19 protein-coding genes are annotated in these 21950 nt (G+C 61.2%); 7 read left to right on the forward strand and 12 right to left on the reverse strand.

Annotation, left to right across the window (positions count from 1 at the left end; all coding sequences use genetic code 11):
- Positions 1 to 1468 precede the first annotated feature (1468 nt).
- From VFB05_RS14145 to VFB05_RS14155, 3 genes are all read right to left on the reverse strand, one after another.
- Complete coding sequence (locus tag VFB05_RS14145; protein ID WP_325013345.1) at positions 1469 to 1663, reverse strand: hypothetical protein; 195 nt, start codon at positions 1661 to 1663, stop codon at positions 1469 to 1471.
- 536 nt (positions 1664 to 2199) lie between these two features.
- Positions 2200 to 3507 carry a PAS domain S-box protein gene (locus VFB05_RS14150; protein ID WP_325013367.1) on the reverse strand — a complete coding sequence of 436 codons (1308 nt, stop codon included), beginning with the start codon at positions 3505 to 3507 and terminating at the stop codon, positions 2200 to 2202.
- A gap of 226 nt (positions 3508 to 3733) precedes the next feature.
- Complete coding sequence (locus tag VFB05_RS14155) at positions 3734 to 4480, reverse strand: hypothetical protein (protein ID WP_325013346.1); 747 nt, start codon at positions 4478 to 4480, stop codon at positions 3734 to 3736.
- Positions 4481 to 4675: 195 nt separating this feature from the next.
- Here VFB05_RS14155 and VFB05_RS14160 point away from each other — a divergent pair, with 195 nt between their 5' ends.
- Genes VFB05_RS14160 through VFB05_RS14170 form a run of 3 tightly spaced genes read left to right on the forward strand, consistent with a single transcriptional unit; the run spans position 4676 to position 7673 of the window.
- Positions 4676 to 6349, forward strand: coding sequence for a PQQ-dependent dehydrogenase, methanol/ethanol family (locus VFB05_RS14160; protein WP_325013347.1), 1674 nt, complete (start codon positions 4676 to 4678; stop codon positions 6347 to 6349).
- A gap of 10 nt (positions 6350 to 6359) precedes the next feature.
- Entirely contained in the window at positions 6360 to 6683 is a 324-nt protein-coding gene (locus VFB05_RS14165) for a cytochrome c (protein WP_325013348.1), read from the forward strand.
- Positions 6684 to 6701: 18 nt separating this feature from the next.
- Positions 6702 to 7673: a tripartite tricarboxylate transporter substrate binding protein gene (locus tag VFB05_RS14170; protein ID WP_325013349.1), complete on the forward strand. Its 972-nt coding sequence runs from the start codon at positions 6702 to 6704 to the stop codon at positions 7671 to 7673.
- Positions 7674 to 7702: 29 nt separating this feature from the next.
- Here the strand turns inward: VFB05_RS14170 and VFB05_RS14175 are convergent, their stop codons facing one another.
- Positions 7703 to 8473, reverse strand: a complete 771-nt coding sequence (locus tag VFB05_RS14175; protein WP_325013350.1) for a hypothetical protein — start codon at positions 8471 to 8473, stop codon at positions 7703 to 7705.
- Between the two features lie 137 nt (positions 8474 to 8610).
- A complete protein-coding gene (locus VFB05_RS14180) occupies positions 8611 to 10305 on the reverse strand; it encodes a GMC family oxidoreductase (protein ID WP_325013351.1) in 1695 nt (564 codons plus the stop codon).
- A gap of 49 nt (positions 10306 to 10354) precedes the next feature.
- Between VFB05_RS14180 and VFB05_RS14185 the strand changes: the two genes are divergently transcribed.
- Positions 10355 to 10828, forward strand: coding sequence for a hypothetical protein (locus VFB05_RS14185; RefSeq protein WP_325013352.1), 474 nt, complete (start codon positions 10355 to 10357; stop codon positions 10826 to 10828).
- A 5-nt stretch (positions 10829 to 10833) separates the two neighbouring features.
- Here the strand turns inward: VFB05_RS14185 and VFB05_RS14190 are convergent, their stop codons facing one another.
- Together VFB05_RS14190 and VFB05_RS14195 are read right to left on the reverse strand one after the other, a co-directional pair.
- Positions 10834 to 13971: a multidrug efflux RND transporter permease subunit gene (locus tag VFB05_RS14190; protein WP_325013353.1), complete on the reverse strand. Its 3138-nt coding sequence runs from the start codon at positions 13969 to 13971 to the stop codon at positions 10834 to 10836.
- A 227-nt stretch (positions 13972 to 14198) separates the two neighbouring features.
- Positions 14199 to 14915, reverse strand: a complete 717-nt coding sequence (locus VFB05_RS14195; protein ID WP_325013354.1) for a hypothetical protein — start codon at positions 14913 to 14915, stop codon at positions 14199 to 14201.
- Between VFB05_RS14195 and VFB05_RS14200 the strand changes: the two genes are divergently transcribed.
- Positions 14914 to 15240 (forward strand): hypothetical protein, encoded by a 327-nt coding sequence (locus VFB05_RS14200; RefSeq protein WP_325013355.1) that lies wholly within the window; start codon positions 14914 to 14916, stop codon positions 15238 to 15240. The two genes, VFB05_RS14195 and VFB05_RS14200, sit on opposite strands and share 2 nt — an antisense overlap.
- A 344-nt stretch (positions 15241 to 15584) precedes the next feature.
- Here the strand turns inward: VFB05_RS14200 and VFB05_RS14205 are convergent, their stop codons facing one another.
- Positions 15585 to 16205 carry a hypothetical protein gene (locus VFB05_RS14205; protein ID WP_325013356.1) on the reverse strand — a complete coding sequence of 207 codons (621 nt, stop codon included), beginning with the start codon at positions 16203 to 16205 and terminating at the stop codon, positions 15585 to 15587.
- Positions 16206 to 16494: 289 nt separating this feature from the next.
- On the reverse strand, positions 16495 to 17358 hold the full coding sequence (locus tag VFB05_RS14210) for a LysR family transcriptional regulator (protein ID WP_325013357.1): 864 nt from the start codon (positions 17356 to 17358) through the stop codon (positions 16495 to 16497).
- Positions 17359 to 17455: 97 nt separating this feature from the next.
- Between VFB05_RS14210 and VFB05_RS14215 the strand changes: the two genes are divergently transcribed.
- Both VFB05_RS14215 and VFB05_RS14220 read left to right on the forward strand, forming a co-directional pair.
- Complete coding sequence (locus VFB05_RS14215) at positions 17456 to 18382, forward strand: DMT family transporter (RefSeq protein ID WP_325013358.1); 927 nt, start codon at positions 17456 to 17458, stop codon at positions 18380 to 18382.
- A 9-nt stretch (positions 18383 to 18391) separates the two neighbouring features.
- Positions 18392 to 19159 (forward strand): MBL fold metallo-hydrolase, encoded by a 768-nt coding sequence (locus tag VFB05_RS14220; protein ID WP_325013359.1) that lies wholly within the window; start codon positions 18392 to 18394, stop codon positions 19157 to 19159.
- A 60-nt stretch (positions 19160 to 19219) separates the two neighbouring features.
- On the opposite strand, the gene VFB05_RS14225 is transcribed toward VFB05_RS14220, so the two are convergent.
- The 3 genes from VFB05_RS14225 to VFB05_RS14235 all read right to left on the reverse strand — a co-directional run bounded on the left by VFB05_RS14225 (position 19220) and on the right by VFB05_RS14235 (position 21906).
- Positions 19220 to 20011 (reverse strand): TIGR02186 family protein, encoded by a 792-nt coding sequence (locus VFB05_RS14225; protein WP_325013360.1) that lies wholly within the window; start codon positions 20009 to 20011, stop codon positions 19220 to 19222.
- Positions 20008 to 20934, reverse strand: a complete 927-nt coding sequence (locus VFB05_RS14230) for a sulfite exporter TauE/SafE family protein (RefSeq protein WP_325013361.1) — start codon at positions 20932 to 20934, stop codon at positions 20008 to 20010. Before VFB05_RS14230 ends, VFB05_RS14225 begins: the two co-directional genes overlap by 4 nt.
- Positions 20935 to 21072: 138 nt before the next feature.
- Positions 21073 to 21906, reverse strand: coding sequence for a hypothetical protein (locus VFB05_RS14235; RefSeq protein ID WP_325013362.1), 834 nt, complete (start codon positions 21904 to 21906; stop codon positions 21073 to 21075).
- Positions 21907 to 21950 lie beyond the last annotated feature (44 nt).

A 21950-nucleotide genomic window follows, 5' to 3' on the forward strand; every position in this document is an offset into this window, starting at 1 on the left:
GGAACGTGGCGCTCGAGCGAGAACTCATAGAACAAAGCAGCTTGCTCAACCTGCTGATGCCCCATCATGATTCAGCCCCCTCATGAGGACTGAATCAGCGAACAACTCCCCGCGCAACAGAAGACTTTTTCAACACAATCGTTCCAGAACCGGACATCGCGGCTTTATGAGTCAATCCATCGCCTGAAGCGCGGCGGTGAAGGCGGCGAGATCGGTTCGCGCCGTCTGATCCGGCATGCGCTTGTCGTGCGCGGCCATGTATTCGATGACGCGGGAGCGATCCCGGGCGGAGAAAAAGCCTGCCCAGACCTCGCGCGCGTTCGCGCGGCCGCCGGGCCGAGCAATCGCCTCGCATTGAGCTCCTCGAAATAGTCTGCTGAGGCATCCTTACGAAACGTTCCTCTTATCCGACGCGCTTCGCTCGGTGGTTAGCAATTCAAGCGCGCGCCGCATCTCAGGAGTGAAGCAACCTGCGAGGGCCATCGTCGCAATGGCGATCTCTCGCGGTGTCCGTTCACGCAGCGCGGTCAAAAGCTTTTCGATCCGCACGTGATCTAGAGGACGTTCGTTCAATTGGCTGCCTGCTAACGAGAGGCGGGAGCAATTGCACCAGCTTACGCCACTCCGCAGAAAAACTAACCTACGTTAATCAGGCACTGCCGTCCGGAAACCAGGACACCGAAGGTCAAACGCGGACAGTAAGTTCACTTTTGAACATTGCCTGCGGGGACGATCTCGAAGAGGGTGCGAGATGATGCCGGCTCCGCTCGAGAGGATGGCGACGAGGCCGCCAACTGAGGCGGCCTTACTCTGGGTCGGGATGCAAGGCTCGCTTCTCTGCTTTGTGTTGCTGGATCAGTTCGTCGATCCCTTGGAGGGTGCGCTTATCGCCCACTTGGGCTGCTACCCACTTGTAGTGTTCGATCTTCTTGTCGATCTCGACGCACTTCTCGCACATTCCAAGTTCCGCATTCGCGCGTTGTCTTCATTCCAATACGACGCTCCAATGCGGAATTTGTTCATCTACCTGAATAGATGCGTTTCCAGGTCGGCTCCTCCACAGAACCGCCGCTGGGACCGTAGCCCAACTACTCGCCCGTCGGCCAGCTGGCGATACCGGTCCGTTCGACGATAGTTTGAATCGAAGTACGGAACCGGGTTGTTCCGGGTGCATTTCCTAAGGGTTTCGACATCAAAACTGTCATTTTGGGGAGCCTCACCTGCAATGCTCACACCTACGGAATGCCAGAAGCTTGCCCGCCAATACAAATCCCTCGCCCAACAACCTAACGTCTCCAAAGAACGCTCCGTCATGTTGACAAACATTGCCCGGACCCTTTCCGGTCTGGCAACCCAGCTTGACAGGCTTGCAGCCGATATGAGGGATCAAGCGAAGAAGGGCACCTCGGTAGCCACTCCGCTTCCTTAGAGACCCGCCCTGAGGTGGTCAGCCAAAAGGCGAGCGCGTTTATCTCGCCGACTGCCACAGGCTTAGCCGATCATTCCTTATCTCCGCTTCGATCTCGCTTGCGAGCGTCTTGAAGTGATCGGCAAGCCGAGTGAACAAGTCGCGCTTTTTCAAATCGGTTGCCAAGTCGCGGATCATCTCGCATTCAGCAATCTGCACTTGGAGTTTTTCCAAGCGCTCGCGCATGTCCTTCATAGGCGATCAGTTGCTGGATTGTGATCCAGGAGAGTTGGCCAACTCGGCCGCTATGTCCGCCTGACGGACTTTTTTGAGAAGTGCGTCTTGCTCTGGACCGGGTTTGAGTTGGGAGGCTTTCTCGCGGGCTTCCTTGGCGAACGCCGCGAGACGATCTTGAAAGGAAATAGTTGGTTGGAAATTAGGTCGCTTCATCGAAATCACTCCGTGCTACGGGTCCTATGCCGCAGGGTTTGCACTTTACAGTTCCATATATGTCGAAGCCCGGAACTTGGTTCCAAGGCCGTAATCTCAAATTAGGCTACTGCTGGAAACGGGCCAGAAATCTACCCCTTTTAGGGGCGGATTAGCAAAGCAGAACCGAGGCCCCTTCGGGTCCTGATTGATAGTTTAGGCCGGTCGGAGAGGTCCGGTGCCCCTCTCAATGCCGACGTTTAGGTGGGAGATCGATTTCGTCAGCGACGAGCCAGTAGCTGCCGCCGGCGCCAATTAACAACCACGACCCACTTCGCTTATCCGTCGAGATTTGTGCGACCTCAGACCCGAAATGTAATCTCACAGGTGAGTCCGTCTTTGCGCCAGTCAAAGCGAGTTGTCCCTTTGATCTGGCTGATCAAGCCTTCGATAGTACCGACTCCGACGCCCTTTCGCGCAGGTTCCTGTACGGCCGGACCACCCGCTTCGGTCCAGCGTAGAAGTAATTGACCGTCAGCGGCCTGCGACCACTCAAGATGGACTTGGCCGTTGGGCTGGGACAAACCACCGTACTTCGCGGCGTTAGTGGCCAACTCGTGCAATGTTATGGCAATCGCTTGAGCGATGCCGGGGTCTAACAAGATTTGCGGTCCTTCTATGAGAACTCGCTTCCCATCCATTTCGGAATATGGAGCTAATTCCTGTGTCGCGATCGCCGACAGCTCAGCACCGATCCAGCGTGTCGCGACAAAGAGTGAGCAAACGTTCGCAAGTGCCCTGATGCGCCCAATGATCGCCTGTTTGAGACCCTCAACTGAGCTTGATTGAGAACGATTGACCGTCGCTAGCACGGTCGCAAGTAAGTTCTTGCTTCGGTGCTCGGCCTCCCGTGCCAACGTTGCGATCAGCTCCTGATTTCTCTTCTGCTCAGTAACATCTCTCGCGATCTTTGATGCACCAACGATTCTGCCATCGGCATCTTTGACCGGAGAAACGGTCAGCGAAACCACAATGAGGCGGCCATGCTTATCTTGCCGAACAGTCTCAAAGTGATCGATGCGCTCACCTCGTCTGATGCGCGTTAGGATTTCACGTTCTTCGCTTTGCCGGTCCGCTGGGATTACAAGTGTAATGGGCTGGCCGATCGCTTCGCGGGCCGAGTAGCCGAAGATGCGCTCGGCACCTCTGTTCCAGCTTCTGATAATCCCATCGAGATTTTTGCTTACAATTGCGTCGTCGCTGGACTCGATTATGGATCCCAGCCAGCGCCAGTTCTGTTCACTTTCTCCAAGCGCAATCTCGATCCCTCTACGTTCAGTAATATCGCGATTTGCTTCGAGTACGACGCCGTCACTGAACAACTGCATGCGGCTCTCGACGATGACCACGCTTCCATCTTTGCGGACGTGACGCAGCTCACCCGACCAGTACCCTCCATCGCGAAGCTGCGAGCGCAAGTGAGCCAAATCGACTGGAAACTTAGTCTGCAGCAGCGCGTGGCTGTCGCTACCGACCGCTTCGCTCTGCGTAAACCCATACAGCCGCTCGGCCCCTGCGTTCCAGAATTCGATCGATCCATCCAGTCGCCACGCGAGCATCGGTTCGTAGGACAATGTCAGCAGATTGGCCAAGCGCTCCGCACGCTCCATAGCTGTCTCCTCGCTGGGTGAGCGGCGTTCAAATCCTAATTCGTTTTTCCATCCCACGGTGCCCGCTTGGGTCCAGACGCACCACGGCCACCGCTGCAAATTATAGCACGAATGTTTCGTCCTAAGGGTCGCAGTTGGGGTCAATCGCTGTATTTTCGGGGAAGGGAGCGAACGTCCGTTTGGCCTCAGAACCGAACATCGTCGATCTTATGAGGACAGGCCCCAGTCAATCCATCGCCTGAAGCGCGGCGGTGAAGGCGGCGAGATCGGTTCGCGCCGTCTGATCCGGCATGCGCTTGTCGTGCGCGGCGATGTATTCGATGACGCGGGAGCGATCCTGGGCGAAGAAAAAGCCTGCCCAGACGTCGCGCGTGTCGCGGATGGCGGCGGCCACCAGACGGGCGTTTTCCGCCTTGCCGCCGCTCTCGATCACCGAGCAGATGGCGGTGAGGATGAACTCGGCGGCCGAGCGGCGCAGGCCTGAAAATCCTTCCTCGCGCACGCGTGTGAGATCCTCCGGCCTCAGCGTCGCCCTGAACAGCTCGGCCGCAACCGCCTCGCGCGCCAGGACGCGGATCATGAAGTTCATCGCCGTCGCATACTCGTCCTCGTACGCGCTCATGTTGCGCTGGAGCGCTTCCAGATCCGGCTGCGGTCCCGGCTTCGAGCCGTAGCGGGTGAACAATTTGCTGGTCGCGTTTGCGGCATCACCCCAATCGAGCAGCCAGGACATATCGCTCGCCTGCGCCGGTGGCAGCGCATCGAGCGCGTCCAGATCGAAAATGCGGCCGAGCATCGAGGCAACAGCCGGCCGCTTCAGGTCGGGCCGCCCGTGCTCTTGCGTCACCTCATCGACGTAAAGCTTGAACGCCTGCGCGGCCTCGCGCGCGACGGCTGCATCCCGCACGCCATCATGCGCGAACGCTGGCGTTGCGAGCGCGAGCAGGATCAGGAGGATTCTGACGATCGGCATGGACCACCTCGGCTGTTTGTCGCGCCCCGCGCCGCAAAAGTTCATTCGTTGGGCAGGCCACCGGACACAATGCGCCCAGTGCATGGCTATGCGAGAAATCCGGACGGACATCGCCCTCGACAGGCAATGGCGTTGCGCTAACCTTCTCGGCAATGCGACGCCGGACAAAGGCCGCGCGAGGCGGGAGGAATGGTCATGAAGGCGATAATGGCTGCGGCCGTGATGGGTATGCTTGCAGGCGGCGCATCGGCGCAGACGCTCGACGATCTCAAGAACGACGGCAAGAATCCCGACAACGTGCTGACCTACGGCATGGGCTACAGCCTCAACCGCTATAGCCCGCTGAAGCAGATCGACAAGACGACGGTCAAGCGCCTGGTGCCGGTCTGGAACCTCAGCCTCGACAACCCCTGGGGCGAGCAGGCGCAGCCGCTGGTGCTCGACGGGGTGATGTATGTCACCAATGCGAAAGCGACGGTCGCGATCGACGTCGGCACCGGCCGGCAGATCTGGAAAACGCCGGTCGACTGGGTGCCGGAAACGCCACGCGTCGTGTGCTGCGGCGTCTCCAACAAGGGCGCCGCGATCCTCAACGGCAAGCTCTATCGCACCACGCTCGACGCCCATGTCATCGCGCTCGACATGAAGACTGGCAAGGAGATCTGGAATTCGAAGGCGGCCGAATGGAAGGAAGGCTACTCCATGACGGTCGCGCCGCTGATCGCCGACAACGTGTTGATCACCGGCATCTCCGGCGCGGAGTTCGGTATCAGAGGTTTCATCGACGGCTGGGATGTAGAAACCGGCAAGCATCTGTGGCGCCGCTACACGATTCCGGCGCGCGGCGAACCCGGCAACGAGACGTGGCCGCAGGACACGGATGCTTGGAAGACCGGCGGCGGCTCGAGCTGGATCACCGGCTCCTATGATCCTGATCTCGACCTGACCTATTGGGGCGTTGGCAATCCGGCGCCCTGGGCCTCGCAATCGCGGCCCGGCGACAATCTCTACACGGCGTCCGTGCTGGCGCTGCGGCCGAAGACCGGCGAGATCGTCTGGCATTATCAGTTCACGCCCAACGACCAGTACGATTACGACGGCAACTGGGAAATGATTTTGGGCGAGCTCAATGTCGATGGCGCCAAGCGCAAGGTGCTGATGCAGATGAACCGCAACGGCTTCCTGTACGTGATCGATCGCGCCAGCGGCCAGTTGATTTCCGCAAAGCCGTTCGAGCGGGTGAACTGGGCGAGCGGCGTCGACATGAAAACCGGACGCCCGATCGAAACCGACATCGCCAGAAAACTGCGCGCCGGCGAGCAGGTCGAAATCTGGCCGACGCAGCGCGGCGCCAAGAACTGGCCGCACGCCGCGTTCAACCCCGAGACCGGTTTGCTTTATGCGAACACCATGCATTCGGCGCGGTTGTTCAAGGCGTTGCCGATCGGGCCGTACGTGCCGGGGCAGCGCTACCAGTTCATCGAGAATCTCCCGGCCAAGCAGCCCGAGGGCGAACCGATCGGCCATGTCGATGCGATCGATCCGCTGACGGCCAAGCAGGTGTGGCGCGCGCCGCTGTGGGACCATCCGCAATGGTCGGCGATCGTCGCGACCGGCGGCGGCTTGCTGTTCACCGGCAAGGAGACCGGCGAGTTCATTGCGATCGACGCCGAGAACGGCAAGACGCTGTGGCAATTCCAGACCGGCTCCGGCATCAACGCGCAGCCGATCACCTACACCTATAAGGGTAAGCAATATGTAACTGTCTTGTCGGGCCTCGGCGGCGTCTACGCAAACCAGGCGCGCGAGGCGTTCAAGAACGTGCCGCCCGGCGGCTCGGTGTGGACCTTTGCGCTGATGCCGGAGTGAAGTGCCACGCATGAAAGGACTGACGAGGGCGATAGGCCTCGCGGCCGTTGCATTGTGGTGTGCGACGGCCGCCGCGCAAGACAAGAGCTTTCCGCCGGAACAGATCGCAAAGGGCGCCGACATCTTCGCGCGCAACTGCTCGCCGTGTCATGGACCGCGGATGCAGGACCCGGAAAGCGCGTTCGACCTGCGCAAGTTTCCGCCCGACGAGCACGATCGCTTCGTGCGGTCAGTGACCAACGGCAAGAACCAGATGCCGCCATGGGGCGACCTGCTCAAACGCGACGACATCGAAGCACTGTGGGCCTACGTCACCATGGGCGAGAAAAAGTAATTATCCGAGGAGACGACGATGAGGTCCGTGATCGGCATAATCGCAGCAGTTCTCCTGTTCGCGCACGGCGCGGCCGCGGAAACCTTTCCGAACCGTCCGATCACACTCGTCGTCGCGGCCGCAGCCGGCGGCACCACGGACGTGCTGGCGCGAATCGTGGCGAAGCACATGGGCGAAGACCTCGGCCAATCCGTCGTGGTCGAGAACGTGACCGGCGGCGGCGCCACGGTCGGAACGCGGCGCGTGGTTCGCTCCGATCCCGACGGTTACACGCTGATCTTCGGCAACATGGGTTCGCTCGCCGCGAATTTCTGGCTGTTCCCGAACCTCGGCTTCGATCCGCGCAAGGACCTCGCATCCGTAGGTCTCGTCGCGATCGTGCCCATGGTGCTGTCCGTGAGCAAGAAGAGCGGCATACGCGATGTCGCAGAGCTGATCGCGGCGATGAAGGCAAAGCCCGGTGCGCTCAATTTCGGCCATGCGGGTCCGGGCACGACCAGCCATCTTGCCGCGATCACATTCCTGCATGTCACGGGCACGCAGGCCCATGACATCCCGTACCGGGGCTCCGGCCCCGCGATCAACGATCTCGTCGCCGGCACGATCGATGCCGTGATCGATCAGACCGTCACCATGATTCCGATGCATACAGGCGGCAACGTCACGGCGATCGCGACCTCGGCGTCCGGCCGCTTGGCGCAGATTCCCGATGTGCCGACCTTCACGGAGGCCGGCGTGCCCGCGTTCGACCTCACGGTTTGGAACGCGATCGCCGCGCCCGCTGCTACGCCGAAGCCGGTGCTCCAACGCCTTGAAACCTCGCTCGAGACTGCGCTCGCCGACCCTGACCTGCGGCAGCGCTTTGCCGACCTCGCGGCGGATGTTCCCCAAGCCGACCAGATCGGCGCAGAGCCGCTGCGGCGGCTGATCGCATCCGATATCGACCGCTTTGGCCCCATCATCAAGGCCGTCGGATTGAAGTTGGAGTAGCAGCCTGCAGGGCTGCCGCGATATCGCGATCAGCGACTTAGAAACGAGGCGCTCGACACCACTCTCGGTTCACGGAATCGGCTGACGAGCAGCGATCCGATCAGGAATACGAAACCCAGCGTGATCAGCGCCATCCCCGCATGGGTTGCCATCGTTTCCCACCGGCCATCGCCGGTTTCCGCGACAGAAGGTGCGGCGGAAGCCGCCGCGGGCGCGGAGGAGGGATCCGTGTCCTTGGCAAGCGAAGAATCCGCCAGAAGCATTTCGACGTCGACCGAGCGTGGCGCGGCCCGCTCGGGCGTGACCTGATGGATTGGCGGCTCGACGACGACCGGCGAGGTGACCACGCGCGTCGGGGCCTGGTCAGCGGACGCGGTCGTCGCGGTCGCGGATGGCGCCGGCTGAGCGGCGTCCGCCGGTGCGGCGGCGAGCATCTGTGCCCGCGCGTCCGCAACCGTCTTCTTGCGCGGTGCCGGCTCATCTTCGTCAGCCACGCTGGCAGTCTGCCTCACGGCGTGACGATGCGCCTGCCTGTTCGCCGAGGCCCTCGTCTCGGCCCCCTGGTACCAGCATTTGCGGTGACCATCGAGGCGATAGAACCAGTGCCGGCCGGGCGCCGACGAACCGCCGGGTTGCGACAAGCACGCCTCTTTGACGGGAGCTGGCGCGGCGGGGGCGGGGGCTTCCTTGGGAGCGGGGTTGAGCAGGTCTTCCAGGGGGTTCGACTGCGCAGACGAAGTCGCAAGACCCGCTGCAAGGAGAAGAAAAGCCGCAACGCGAAAGCGCCAATGGCCGGACATGGAAACTCCGGTGTTGCGCCCCACAACCTGAGTCGCACCATCGAACCCGACCAAGGTCACAATGCGACCTCAATCCGGCAACCTCTTGAATTTATTCGGGCAGTTGCCCCAATCGTCCCGCGGCGGATCGCCTGGAATCACTGCATGCTTGCTGCGATTTTCTCCGCCGACATCAGCACCGGAAAATTCGTGTTGGCGCACGGCACCACCGGAAAGATCGAGGCGTCGACCACCCGCAAACCCTGGACACCTTTGACGCGGCCCTCGTGATCGACCACCGCAAGCGGATCGTCGCTCCGGCCCATGCGGCATGAACACGAGGCGTGCCACACGCCGATGGTCGACTTGCGCACAAAAGCTTCCAGCGCCTCGTCATCGTTCATCACGTCATCGAAGGTAAAACCTTCGACCACGAAATTGTCGATCATGTAGTGACGCAGCGCCGCCGGTCCGTCCATCAACGCCGCGGCGATTTTCGTCAGGATCTTGTTCTTCGTGTTGACGATGCCGATCTTGCGCACGCGGTCGGTATAGGCGGCTGGGAACGGCTTGTCCGTCACCGCTTTGACGGCCTCGCTCATTTGCATCGCCGCCATCTTGCGGAAACCGCTCATCAGGCGATCGAGGTCGCGCCGGTCGGACAGCAGGTTGAATTCCACAATCGGTTCGGCTTGCGGATCGCGTGAGGCAAGCTTGACTTGTCCGGTCTCTGAATAGGTCTTGTTGACGAACGTCAGCGCCGAGCCGATTTGCTCGCCGACCGCGTGCCAGGCCGATTTGGAGAGCACGACGACAAACATGTCGCCCTTCGGCACGCCTGACAGTCCGGACGAATAGCGCAGGCCAAGCTGCATGTGCCGCCTCGTATGCGCGTTCATGCGCGCGCCACGGCGGACAAAGGACGACAGCGAAATCGAGGGATGATCCATCAGACGCTGGCCGACGCCTTCCAGTCCGACAAGAACGGGAATGCCCATGTCACGGAGGTGGCCGACCGGGCCGATGCCGGCGCGCAAGAGATGGGCCGGCGAATGGATGGCGCCACTGGAGAGAATGATCTCGCGGCCGCGGAATTCCTGCTTCCGGCCTCCGGCCACGGCTTTCACGCCGACGCATTGCGTGCCTTCAAACAACAGCTCCCTGACTTGCGTGTCGGTCGAGATCGTGAGGTTGGCGCGCTTGCGCGTGTCGCGATCGAGATAGCCCATCGCGGCCGAGACGCGTTGCTCGGCCTGATTGGCGTGCGTCACCGCGAAATAGCCGTCGACAAATTCGCCATTCTGGTCGGCGACGAATTGATGGCCGGCGTCCCGGAAGGCTTGCGCGAATGCTTGCGAATGCCGCGTCCAGTGCTCTTGCGGAATGCGGCGGACCGGGATCAGGCCGTCCTTGCCGTGGAACGGCCCGTCGAAATCGAGGTCGCGCTCGACTTTCTTGAAGAAGGGCAGCACCTCGTTCCAATTCCATCCCTTGGCGCCGCGCGCCTCCCATTCATCGTAGTCGGTCGGTGCGCCACGGTTGGCCATCTGGCCGTTGATCGACGAGCCGCCGCCGAGCACGCGCGCCTGTTCGTATTTGCGCAAGGGAGGACGATCCTGCTTCGGATTGTTGTGGCTGACGACCTGGGTCGTGACCTTGAGCTCGGTCCAGTGGAAGCGCGGATCAAAATAGGCCGTGCCCGGATAGCTGTCCCTGATCTCGGCCGGCTCCTCGCCCGGCGGCGTGTCCTGTCCAGCCTCGCAAAGCAGGACCTTGTTGGCGCTCCTTGCGGAGAGCCGGTGAGCCAGCACGGATCCTGCCGAGCCGCCGCCCACGATAATGTAGTCGTACACGATTGGCGCTTCCTCTTGCTTTGTTGCGGACAGGGTAGCGCGGTTTGGCTTGAGCGCAAACGCATGGCTGCCCGGCACCGATCTCGCCGGTCATCGAAAATTTGCTCTGTCTGCTAACCGGCGGGTAACCGCTGCCGGATATCGCGCGCTGCGCTTAGGCCGGTGTTTATGGCGCGTGCTCCATCATGCAACCGCTGCTGGAGGCGTAAAAAAGATGACCATTGCGAAAGAGACGGCCATTGCGGTGCCGACGCTGGCGGTGTTGCTGTTCGTTAGCCATGTTTTTCTCGGTCCGGACGAAAGCTACCGCGAATTTACCACAACCCTCCCGACGTCGTGGCTCGGCGTAGCCATTCCTGACGTGCGCTTCCTTACAAAGGACTTGATCACGGGTCGTGCGTCCGGCGTCGACGTCGATGCGGATCTTCAATCGGAGCAAAGGCAGTCAGGCGAGCTAACGCCGCGAGCGCGGATCAGGAGCGTTTTCGCCCAGTTCCTGCCGAGTGGACGCCGCGGCGCATAGCGCGGTCATTCCGCAGCGTGCTCGATGTCATCTGATTCTCCGGAGTCGTCGGGTCTCTTGATCCGAGTCCAGCGCAACAGTGCGTTGGAGAACGTATCGAGATAGAGATAGACCACCGGCGTCGTGAATAATGTGAGGGCCTGGCTGACCAGCAGGCCGCCGACCATGGCGTAGCCAAGCGGCTGACGGATCTCCGATCCGGTGCCGGTGCCGAGCATCAACGGGACGCCGCCGAGCAGCGCCGCCATCGTGGTCATCATGATCGGACGAAAACGCAGAAGCGCGGCCTGCCGGATCGACTGCTGCGGCGTGAGATGCTGGTCCCGTTCCGCGGCAATCGCGAAGTCGACCATCATGATGCCGTTCTTCTTGACGATGCCGATCAGGAGAATGATGCCGATGAGCGCAATCAGGCTGAAATCGAAGCCGAAGGCCATCAGGATCATCAGTGCGCCGACGCCGGCCGACGGCAGTGTCGACAGAATCGTCAGCGGATGGATGTAGCTCTCATAGAGAATGCCAAGGATCAGGTAGACCACCACCAGCGCGGCGAGGATCAGGAGCGGCACGGTGCCGAGCGACTGCTGGAATGCCTGCGCCGTTCCCTGGAAGCTCGAGCTCAGCGTCGCCGGCGCGCCCATTGTCGCCATCGCGGCCTGCACGGCGTTGGTCGCTTGTCCGAGCGCAACGCCTTCGCCGAGATTGAAGCTGATGGTGACGGCGGGAAACTGTCCCTGGTGGGCGATGGCAAGTGGCCGCACCGGCACGCTGGTCCATTTGCAGAAGACCGATAGCGGCACCTGCGCATTGGTGGTCGGGGAGCGGATATAGATCTTGTCCAGCGTGTCGATCCTGCCCTGCAACTCGGGCAGGATTTCCTCGATCACGTGATAGGTGTTGAGCTGGGTGAAATATTGCGTGACCTGACGCTGGCCGAAGGCATCGTAGAGCGTGTCGTCGATCAGTTGCGGAGTGATGCCGTAGCGCGAGGCGTTGTCGCGGTTGATGTCCAGTTGCAGGGTCGTTCCCTCGGTCTGCTGGTCGGTTGCGACATCGCGCAATTCCGGCAGGGTCTGCATCTTGGCCAGGATTTTCGGCGCCCATTCGTTCAACTCGTCGAGGTTGGCGTCCTGAAGCGTGAATTCGAACTGCGTTCGCGTGGCGCGGCCGCCGAGACGCACGTCTTGCGTCGCCTGCATGTAGAGCGTTGCGCCCACGACCTTGGCAAGCTTCGGCCTCAGCCGCGCGATGATCTGATCGGCGTTGGCGTCGCGCTCGTCGTGCGGCTTGAGCGTGATGTAGAGCCGTCCCGAATTGAGCGCCGTGCCGCCGCCGCCGATGAACATCGCGATGCCATCGACGGCGGGATCGGCCTGGACGATATTGTTGAACTCCTCCTGGTGCTGCTTCATCGCCTCAAAGGAGATGTCCTGCGAGGCCTGGGAAACCCCGGTCAGGAAGCCATTGTCCTGTTGCGGGAAAAAGCCTTTCGGAATGATCGTGAAGAGGTAGACGGAAAGCCCTACCGTGATGAAGAAGATGACAAGGGTCGTCTTGCTCCAGTCGAGCGCGAGATCGAGCGCGCGCTCGTAGGAACGCAGCATCCTGTCGAACAGGCGCTCGCTCCACTGGTAGAACCGCCCGTGCCTGACCTCGCTGTGGGCGCGCAGAAAGCGCGAGGCCATCATCGGCGTCAACGTCAGCGATACCAGCATCGACACGAAGATCGCCATCGCCAGCGTCACCGCGAATTCGCGGAACAGCCGACCGATGACGCCCCCCATCAGCAGCAGCGGGATCAGGACTGCGACCAGCGACACGCTGATCGAGACGATGGTGAAGCCGATCTCGCTTGCGCCCTTGAATGCCGCAGCGAGCGGCTTTTCACCATGCTCGACGTAGCGGGTGATGTTTTCCAGCATCACGATGGCGTCGTCGACCACGAAACCGACCGCAATCGTCAGCGCCATCAGCGACAGATTGTCGAGCGTGTAGCCGAACACCCACATCAGCGCGCAGGCGCCGAGCAGCGCTAAGGGCACAGTGACCGCGGGAATGACGGTCGCCCAGAAGCTGCGCAGGAAGATGAAGATCACCATGATGACGAGGAAGATCGTAATCAGCAGCGTGATTTGCACGTCTTCGACCGCGGCGCGGATCGTCAGCGTGCGGTCGCTGATGATCTTGATCTTGATCGCGGGCGGTATCCCCGCCACCAAGCGCGGAAGCTGCGCCTTGATCTTGTCGACGGTATCGATGACGTTGGCGCCGGGCTGCTTGAAGATGACGAGGAACACGCCGCGCTTGCCGTCCGCCCAGGCGGCCTGTTTCATGTCCTCGGGCCCCGCGATGGCCTTGCCGATATCGCGAATCCGCAATGGCGCGCCGTTGTTGTAAGCGATGATGACGTCGTTCCACTTGTCGGCGTCGAGCAGCTGGTCGTTGGCGTAGATCGTATAGGCCTGCTTCGGTCCGTCGATGTTGCCCTTCGGACTGTCGACGGTCGCGTTCGCGATCTGGGGACGCACGTCCTCAAGCGACAGACCCTTGGCGACCAGCTTGGCGGGATCGAGCTGAATCCGGATCGACGGCTTCTGCTGACCGCCGATGAACACTTGCGCTACGCCTGAGATCTGGCTGATCTGCTGTCCGAGCTGGACGTCGATCGCGTCGCTCAGCTGGGTCAGCGGCACCGTGTCCGATGTCGCCGAGAGCAGCATGATCGGCGCGTCGGACGGGTTGACCTTGCGATAGGTCGGAGGCGACGGCAGGTTCTTGGGCAGCTGACCGCTCGCGGCATTGATCGCGCCGAGGATGTCGTTGGCAGCGGCGTCGATGTTGCGGTTGAGGTCGAACTGGATCGTCACCGCGGTCGACCCGAGCGAACTCGTCGAGGTCATTTGCGCGATGCCGGGTATCTGCGCGAACTGCCGTTCCAGCGGCTGCGCCACCGACGAGGCCATGGTTTCCGGGCTCGCGCCCGGCAGGGACGCGTTGATCTGGATGGTCGGGAAATCGACCTGCGGCAGCGGCGCGACGGGCAGCAGCGGATAGGAGACGAGACCGATGAACAGGATGCCCGCCATCAGCAACGACGTGCCGATCGGAAAGCGGATAAAGGGTGCCGAGATGCTGTCGATCATGCTTGGAACCGCCCGGCGCGAGCCGCACGAGCGTCCGTTTCTTCACCCTCGCCGGGGCGGTTCGGCCGAGGGTGAAATCCGAAACTACTTGTTGACGAGCAGCATACCGATTCAGGCGCGGCTTGCGACCCGAAAGCCCGGTGTCGTCATTCGACCTTCGTCAGGGGGGCGGGCTTATACTTTCGGATCGGGGAAGCGGGGCGGCAAGGCTCTGGCTACGCCCGAAATTACCCCTCAGATGATCCGAGCCGGGGTGGATTGTCTTTGGCGTCTCTCTGAGGTGAGAGCGTCAGATGAACTGGTTCAGGGGGGTTATCTGGCAATGTTGGCCGAATCTCCCTCGTCGCCAGCCGGATAACTCCACCTAGCTCTCTGGCGATTTGATAAATGCTCAAATCGAAGCCGAATGATGCGAAAGCGTCGATGTCATCCGCGACTTTGCGTAATTCTTCCAATTTCAAAGAAATGAAGTTGTGAACCCCCGGATTGCTTTTGGACGCCTTTCTGAGTTCAAGCCCGGAAATGATCTGGAGTGCATTAGTAGTTCGTCCGTGTGGCTCTGAGTGCATCAAGATATTTCTGTTTTCAGCGCAGATGCCAAAGCCCTTTACGAACCAGTCCAATCTATCTGCTAGATCTGTGCCTCCAACTTGTTCGCGATAGAGCCGCTTCAACAGGTCCATTCTTTCGGCGTTACTCAGCCTCTCAAAGAGATAATTGCCAGCATTCGATGAGGTCATTTGCTTCCCCATGAATGAATTTAGGAGAAATCGCAATTCGGCTTCTAGGCTGTTATAGTTTGCAGCTACGACTCCCAAGGCGTGCATGTGCATCAGCACACCGGGGTTATAGCGTCTGTCCCAAGACCAATTATCGCCGTCATCGTTCACCGCAAGAGCGCGGGCGAGGGCCTTAGCGAGGGCAGAAGGTTCTTTGTCAGTCATGAGTAAGAGACCTGACCTTTACGACGAGAAAGAAGCCCAAGAGCGGTTTGAGGCCGCGCTGCGTGGCGGACTAAAGACGCCGCATAAGCCGCTAAAAGACAAACCGAAAAAGAAAACGAAGAAGCGGAAGTCCACAAAGCGAACCCCCGCCCCCCGTTATCTAATCAGCGCGGTGATGATTGCGGCTATACCAAACAGGCAAGAAGCAACATTCACTTTGATGATGATAGTAGTGGACCGTCGGGGTTTCATTTTGAAAGCCCTTCAGGCCACGCCGGCGCAGCCCTGTGGGTTGCGATTAGCGCCCAGCGACAATGGCGAGTAACCGGCCATTGACTGGAATTTCGGCCCATCATTGACGGTCTAGAAACGTCCCTGATGGCCCCTGTTCGCTCCCGGGTATCCTCACTTCACGCCTATGGCTGAAGGTCGGGCCGGGCAGGAGATTGCGGCTTGTCCTTCCGCTCGTTGCCTTGCGATTAGACAGGCGGGTGGGGGCCGCGAATCGAATGGTGAGCCGATTCGCGCTAAAGTCGAGTCAGAATCAACGAGTCCGCCAGTATTTCACAAATTTCAGTTTTGGTTTTTTGGGCGGATATTTCTATTGCGCCTACGAATGAAGCGCCGCGCCAGCCGTTTGAAATCAGGCTTTGTGAGGTTGACGATACGTCAGACGCTTGCCCGCGGCACCTTTGATGGCAAGGCGACGTCGCGACGGTGCGGTTCGTCTTGACCGGCACCCAGAAGGGGGACCTCCGCACGCCCGATGGAACAATCAAGGCGACGAACAAATCCATTCATGTCGATGGAATAGAGATTTTCTACTTCGACAAGGAAGCAAAGCTGCAAAAACTCGTCACGATCGAGCGTCTCGATCAGATGATCAGGCAGCTCAAGCAATAGCCAGGCCGGCTTTCGCCCGCGAAGCGGCTTGCGGATGTCATGCAGAATTTCCGCTTGCCCCGTCGGGCAAATCACCGCTAGCTCTTCGTGCGTCTCGCGCTCACTGAGGAGGGGCGGACGCGTCGTCACGACCGTGGAGCGCGGGATGCGATGGCCGCAGATTGTATCGCCCGACGAGCGATGCGGTTTGCGGACGGCGAAGTCGTGTGGTCTTGGCGCCTCGACGCTGGCGTCAACCCGGTGACAATGCTGACGCATTACACTGGGGATGGTGACAAGAAAGCCGATCACCAGAGAGAGCACGAAGCAAACCGTAAACTCATCGCGCAGGGAATGCCGGAGTGTTTCGGCGAACCTGTGGTGACTACGCTTGCGTGCTTTTTTCATTTGCACGCGAGGCTGCGGGTGCGTCAGGCGCCCGGCATTCCCTGCGCCCTCTTCATTCGAGGGACGATGTCAAGGTAAAGCTCAGGCGCTTGTCGCGCCGTGAGAATGCGAAGGCGTGTCTGCAAGCTTCGTCATTGCGAGGAGCGAACGCGACGAATCAATCCAGCAAAACGAATGAAGACTGGATTGCTTCGCTTGCGCTCGCAATGACGGCGCGCTGTTTGAAATGTGAATCAGATCGCAAGGCGCTTGCGGTTTCTTTATCCCTCCCCGGGGGAGGGATAAAAAGCTAAGCCGCTTTCGCCTGCACGCTCTCGCAAAATTCGGCGAGCCGTTCGGCAAGCCGCAGCGTTGCGGGGCTCGCATCGGGCGACGCCACCAGCGCCACTTCAGTGCGGTCGATCGGGGAAAAGCCGTCCTTGGCGGTCAGCACGCGATGATCGGCCTGGATCGACATCTCCGAGAGAATCCCAAGACCCATGCCGGCGGCGATCGCCGCCTGAATGCCGGCAAGGCTCGAACTCGAGTAGGCCATGTGCCAGGCGCGGCCAGCGCTCTCAATGGCGTGGATAGCGCTCGCGCGATAAAGACAGCCGAGGGGAAAACCGATCAGCGGCACAGAGCCAGCTTTTGCATCGATCGGATGGCTCCTGCTGGTGACCCAGTGCACGCGTTCCGGCCACACCGCGATGCCGCCCTTTTCGCCGGCCGCGCGTTTGAACAGCGCGAGATCAAGTTCGCCGCGCTCGAGATCGCGCTTCAAATTGAGGCTCTGATCGGCGCGCACATCCAGCCGCAGCCCGGGATGGGAGCGCGAAAAAGACGCCAGCAGCTTGGCCAGCCGATAGGCGGCGAAATCTTCCGGCACACCGAGCCGCACCGCGCCTTCTTTGCCCGGCCGCGCCACGACGTCGCGAGCCTCTTCTTCCAGCGCCAGTAGCCGCCGTGCGTAGGAGAGCAGCCGCTCGCCGGCTTCGGTCAGCGTCACATCCTTGCCGTTGCGGTTGAAAAGCGTCTGGCCGACATCGTCTTCCAGTCGCTTGATCTGCTGGCTGACGGTGGATTGGGTGCGATGGACGCGCTCGCTGGCACGGGTGAAGCCGCCGGCGTCCACCACGGACACAAAACTGCGCAGGAGCTCCAGATCCAGCATCGGCGTAATCCATTCGAGTTTCCACTGGATGACAGTTTATTATTTAATTTCCAAATAGCAAGGGCCGGACCTAGATCATGGGCAAAGGAGAATTCCCATGTCGCTCGCCCCTTCGGTCGCGGTCCCCCGCTTTCGCTTCAATTCGCTCCCGCTCTTGATCGTGCTGTTCTGCCTGCTCTGGAGCTACGCTTTCGTCGCCGGCAAGATCGGCGTCACCTATTGTCCGCCGCTGATCCTGCTGGCCGCGCGATTTTCGACTGCCGGGATCCTGATCCTCGGCGCCGTCGCGCTGCGCGGCGAGGGCTGGTCGCTGTCGCTGCGGGATACGCTGGTGTTCGCCCTGCTCGGTGTCGCCAACAACGCGCTCTATCTTGGGCTCGGTTATACCGGACTGAAGAGCGTCTCGGCCGGTCTCGGCGGCCTGATCGTCAGCGCCAATCCCGTTTTCACAGCGGTGTTCGCGGCGCTATTGCTCAACGAGCAACTCACCTGGCGCAAGGTCTTCGGACTTCTGCTCGGCCTTCTCGGCGTCGGTCTCATCGTCGGGCATCGCCTGTCGGTCGGCACCGACAGCCTGCACGGTATCCTCTTCACCTTTGCGTCGCTTGCGTCGATCGTGGCCGGCACCATCCTGTTCAAGCTCTTAGCGCCGAGGGGATCCTTGTGGATCGGCAATGGTGTGCAGAACGTCGCCGCAGGCATCGTCCTGATTCCGTTCGCCGCGACCTTCGCTGATATCAGCGACGTCGTGCCGAACCTTCAGTTGCTCGGTTCGTTCGCTTACCTCACGCTCGGCGGTTCGGTGCTGGCCTATGTGCTCTGGTTCCATCTCTTGCGGGTCTGCGGCGCGACGGCTGCGAGCGCCTATCACTTTCTGATGCCGCCGCTCGGCATGCTGTTCGCCTGGATCGTGCTCGGCGAGCACGTCGCGTTCCGCGATCTCCTGGGGATTGTTCCGGTGGCGCTCGGTATTTACCTCGTGACGCGACCGGCCGCGGCCACGGCGTCTCGCACTTCGCGATAGGAGAGTTCGATGTCTCAACTCACCCTCACACTGATCGGCGGTCCAACCGCCCTGATCGAAATCGACGGCTTTCGTCTCCTCACCGATCCGACCTTCGATTTGCCGGGAACCTATCAACTGCCGCATGTGAAACTCGAAAAACTTGCCGGGCCCGCATTGGCTTTGGATGCGATCGGCGAGATCGATGCGGTGTTGCTGAGCCACGATCAGCACTCGGATAATCTCGATGAATCCGGCAAGCATTTTCTCCCCAAGGCGAAGCGCGTGCTGACGACTGAAGTTGGTGCGAAGCGGCTCGGCGGCCATGCCGAGGGGTTTGCGCCCTGGGCTTCCACCGAATTGTCGAAGAACGGCCGCTCGCTGACGATCACCGCAACGCCGGCGCGCCATGGCCCGCACGGGATCGAGCCATTTGCCGGCGAGGTCATCGGCTTCGTGGTGTCGTCGAAGGATTTTCGTCCAATCTATATCAGCGGCGACACCGTCTGGTATGACGGCGTGGCCGAGGTGGCGCAGCGTTTCAAGGCGGCCGTGGTGATGCCGTTCGCGGGCGCCGCGCAGACGCGTGGGCCGTTCCATCTCACCATGGACACCAACGATACGATCGAAACGGCGCGCGCCTTTCCCGATGCGGTCATCGTGCCGGTCCATACCGACGGGTGGGCGCACTTCAAGCAGAATGCGAATGATCTGCGCGTGTCCTTCGATGCATTGGGATTTGGGACGCGGTTGAAGCTGCTCGAGCCTGGCGTGAAAACGGTGATTGAGTTGCACTAAAGCGTTTTCGAGCGAAGTTGGATACCGGTTCGCGTGAAGAAAACGCGTCAAAACAAGAATCTAATCTTTGCGGAAAACGATCGAGGCCATCCAGCCGGTCATCAGCGCCATGAAGGCGGTGAACATGCCGTAGACCAGCCCGTCCTGACGGGCGGTCGTGGCGACGAACTGCTCAAAACCGACCTTGACGATGTCGAAGGCGGTTTCGGTGCGCGTGATCAGGTTGCCGTCGGCGAACAGCTTGATCTCAACCGTGTAAGTGCCGATCGGCACTTCGGCCGGCAGCGGAATGCCGGTGCGAAACAGCGTCGGCGTCAGGAACGTCACCGCCGACGTTTCCTCGCGGTAAAGCCCGTGCTCCTCGCGCAACCGGACAAAGGCGCTGCGGAAGGCGTCGTTGGGCACCACGTCGGCGTAATCGGTCCCGACACGCTGGGTCAGCAGCACGTTGTTAAGACCCAGTTGCTGACGCCGTTGCACGTCGGGCGAGGCGATCGCATCGAACGGCCGGTTGGAGAACAGGGCGAGATAAGTCGGCACCTGCAAGAATTCGCGATAGTCGCTGTTGATCCAGATCCCGAACTTGCGTTCCTTGCGGCGCGTCACCATGTCGGCGCGCGGCCCGATGACCGTGACGACGAGATCGTAGTTGTTGTGGCTCGCGGGCGAGGAGGCGTCCCTTTCCACCGAGCCGAACAACACCAGCTCTTCGCCCGAATAGGCCGGCGTCACCGTGACGCGATGGTTGGAGACCGAGACGATCAGCCGCTCCGCGTGCGACGGCGAGACCACGCCGGCCGCGAAAAACGCGAGCATGGCGGCAATCGCTGTCTTCGCGAGGCGTGCGCTCATGCCGCGCCTCCGGCTTCGCGAATGGTGAAGAGATCGTCGGGACGGATCACGAGTTCGACCGCAAATCGGATGCCGACGGCGAGAATCAGGATCCCCAGCAACAGCCGCAGATGCTCGCCGCGAATCTTCTGCCCCGCGCGCGCGCCGAACTGGGCTCCGGTGACGCCGCCAATCATCAGGATCAGCGCCAGCACGGCGTCGACCAGGTGATTGGTGACCGCGTGCAGCAATGTGGCGAACGTCATGGTGACCAGCGTCAGCACCATGGACGTGCCGATCACGGTCGAGGTCGGCACCCGCAGGAAATAGATCATGATCGGGACCAGAATGAAGCCGCCGCCGATGCCCATGATCGCGCCGATGAATCCGATGATCAGGCCGACGGCGACCACGGGAATGACCGACAGATAAATCTTGGAGCGCTTGAAGCGCATCTTGAACGGCAGGCCGTGGACCCATCCGTGGCTGCCGGAGCGGCGCAGCGAGACCGCCATGCCTCGCCGTATGCGAAGCAGCGAACGCAGGCCTTCCCAGAACATCAGCGCGCCCACAGTGGTGAGCAGCACGACATAGGAGAGGGCAATCATCAGGTCGAGCTGGCCGAGTGAGCGGAGCAGCGTGAAGGTCCAAACGCCAAGCGCGGTGCCGATCGTGCCGCCGCATAACAAAACAAGCGCCAGCGCGGGATCGATCGCACGGCGGCGCCAATAGGCGATCGCACCGGAGAAGGACGAGGCCGCGATATGGCTCGCCACCGAGGCGACCGCAACCGCCGGCGCAATGCCGATGAAGATCAGAAGCGGCGTCATCAGGAATCCGCCGCCGATGCCGAACATGCCGGAGACGAAGCCGACTGCCGCGCCCATGGCGAGGATGAGGAAGACGTTGACCGGAATGTCGGCGATCGGAAGATAAAGCTGCACGCGCGTCTTTCTTGGGACGACAAAGGCCGCATCCCTGCATAGCCGAAATCGCAACGAGGAGGGATTAAAGAATCCCCGCGCTGCGGCTTTTTTCGCCGCTGTCGCCCCCGTTATTTCCGGCGTGGTGAAAAATAACGATTAACGGCGAGCCGCCTCGGCCTGTCCGAGCGGATCGGTGACGAGGTTCATCTTCAAGGCTTCCGCGGGCTCGAGCCAGCGGACGTCCGCCGTCGCCGACATTGCCTCCACGACCGCCGAGGAGACGCCCATTTTGGTCATGTAGTTCAGGACGCCACCGGTTAATCGCTGTGCATCGGCGACCGGGTCGCGGCCCGGCCTGGAATTGGTAAATCGGTGAACGCCGAGCATGGAGCCGTCGACACCGTAACGGGTCGCGCCGCCGGCATAGACGAGAACGCAGGCGCTCGCGCAGAAGGATCGCGTGATCCGGCCGGATGAGTCTGCGGTTCCGACCGCGGTCGCCAGCGAGCGCGAGCGGATGATCTCGCCCATGATCAATGCCTGGTCCAGGTTCCCGCCGGGTGACGACAGCAACACGACATCGCCCGTTGTCAGATGGGCCTCGTCGAGCTGCTCGCGTAACCAGCTTGCGCTGGCGGCGCCGATGGTTCCGTGAATCGCCAAGGTCCGCCGGCTGTGAGCTCCATCGTCAAGGCGGGCATTCGCAATGACGGACGACGTCATGCTGGGCGAGAAATAGGATTCCTTCCAATAGGCCCACGCCTCCGGCCGCGAGATGTCGCGGTACGCACGGACGCCGACGCTCAGAACCAGAATCGCAAAGAAGACGACCGACCAGATCGACCGTCGCCTTACGATTGAAACGTGTGGCCGCGGCGGAGGCAGACTGGCCGGCCTGCGTGGCGGCGCGACCCAGGGGCCGGTCGGCGAATTCTGGAATGAATCTCGTTGATCCCTGCGATCGTCCGGCAACGCAGACCTCTTGAGCATGCTCGACCAGCGCAGCGCGCTAGTGGTCCGCTCTTTAATCCAAG

Origin of the sequence: Bradyrhizobium sp., assembly GCF_035652035.1 — a bacterium.
Taxonomy (GTDB): Bacteria; Pseudomonadota; Alphaproteobacteria; order Rhizobiales; family Xanthobacteraceae; genus Bradyrhizobium.